1 protein-coding gene and 1 pseudogene are annotated in these 1,855 nt (G+C 49.3%); one reads left to right on the top strand and one right to left on the bottom strand.

The window, feature by feature from the left end:
• Positions 1–1,198 (top strand): cysteine--tRNA ligase (gene cysS / locus A3729_RS21510; RefSeq protein ID WP_068634258.1); only part of this gene is annotated, 1,198 nt, incomplete at its 5' end.
• A gap of 353 nt (positions 1,199–1,551) precedes the next feature.
• On the opposite strand, the pseudogene A3729_RS21505 reads toward cysS, so the two are convergent.
• Positions 1,552–1,855 (bottom strand): annotated as a pseudogene (locus A3729_RS21505) (bifunctional methylenetetrahydrofolate dehydrogenase/methenyltetrahydrofolate cyclohydrolase); the annotation flags it as partial.

The following is a 1,855-nucleotide window of genomic DNA, read 5'->3' as shown; positions in this document are numbered from 1 at the left end:
AAATATCACCGATGTAGATGACAAGATCTTCGCCCGAGCGGCGGAGAATGGAGAGGCCTACGATGCTTTAACGCAGCGCTTTATCGATGCGATGCATGAGGATGAAGCGGCGTTGTCGGTGAAGTCTCCAGACCAGGAGCCGAGAGCGACGGCGCATATCCAGGAAATTATCGATATGATTCAACGTCTGATCGACAACGAGCATGCTTATGCTGCCGACAATGGCGATGTCTATTATGCGATCGATAAGTTTGAAACCTACGGTAAGCTAAGCAAGCGTAATACCGAAGAGCTGTTGGCGGGTGCGCGTATCGATGTTGAAAAGCATAAGCGTAATCCACTGGATTTTGTTTTGTGGAAAGCGGCAAAAGAAGGCGAGGCTAGCTGGGAATCCCCGTGGGGGAATGGTCGCCCTGGCTGGCATATTGAATGCTCAGCCATGTCGACTTGCTGTTTGGGTGATACCTTTGATATTCATGGGGGCGGGCCAGACTTAAAATTCCCACATCATGAAAATGAAATTGCCCAGTCTGAAGGTGCAACCGGTCAGAAGTATGTGAACTACTGGATGCATGCAGGCGCTGTTCGTGTAAACAAAGAAAAGATGTCTAAATCTTTGGGTAACTTCTTCACCATTCGCGAAGTCTTGGAAAAGTATCCGGCTGAAGTGATTCGTTACTTCCTAGTGTCTAGCCACTATCGTAGTCAGGTTGATTATTCCGAAGATAACCTGGTTGAAGCGCAAGCAACCTTGGATCGTTTATATCAGTCTTTACGTGGTTTGAGCGAGGCAGAGCTAAGTTCTGAAGCGCGCGTTGAGTCTTATCTTGAGCGCTTTAAAACAGCGATGGATGATGACTTTAATACGCCTGAAGCATTGGCCGTGATGTTTGACTTGGTTCGAGAGCTAAATGTTGCACGTACTGATGAAGGTGACAATGTTGCGGCCTTGGCTAGTACGCTTCGTTCTTTAGGTGAAGCTTTGGGTATTCTTCAATTAGACCCTGAAGATTACTTTAAAGGCGCAGCTTCGGCTGATGGTTTATCAAATGATGAGATAGATACTTTAGTTGTGGCAAGAACAGAAGCACGTGCGAATAAAGAGTGGGCGGAGTCTGACCGAATTCGTGATCTGTTGTTAGAGCAGGGCATTACCTTAGATGATAGTAAAGATGGTACCAGCTGGCGCCGCTCTTAATCACTAATAAACTCAATCGTAGGCAGAGGGTTCTACCCCTCGCTAATGCGGTGCTTCATAGAAACTTTGTGCCAGTCCGCCAGCGAGGCACGGAGACATCTGCCTACAAGTGACTGTCGAGATAGCGCGTTTGTAGTTGTAGGCGGCCCGTCTCGGGGCGCAAGTCTTTCCACGGTGTATCAGATAGCCTAGCGGTTTCGTTCGCGCGGCCGGAGGCCCCGCCTACGTGGAGTTTGGTATATATTCTTTTGTAGGCAGAGGGTTCTACCTCTCGCTAATGCGGTGCTTCATAGAAACTTTGTGCCAGTCCGCCAGGGAGGTACGGAGACCTCTTCCTACAGGCTTGCTTCAACTTAGCTATGCAGCTCATTCGCTGCATAAAGCGTATTTTCCATCAGCGTTGCAACTGTCATGGGGCCTACACCGCCAGGAACAGGTGTAATCCAGCCAGCGCGCTCTTGCGCGACATCAAATTCAATATCACCCACCAAGCGGCCATCGTCCAAACGGTTAATACCCACGTCGATAACAATTGCGCCAGGCTTAATCCATTCACCTTTTACTAAGCCAGGTTTGCCGGCGGCAACGACTACGATGTCGGCCTGAGATATCTTCTCGGGCAGGTTTTTGGTGAAGCGGTGAGTGGTCGTGACAGTG

Source organism: Oleiphilus sp. HI0043 (assembly GCF_001634935.1).
This window is presented reverse-complemented; position numbering and strand designations above follow the sequence as displayed.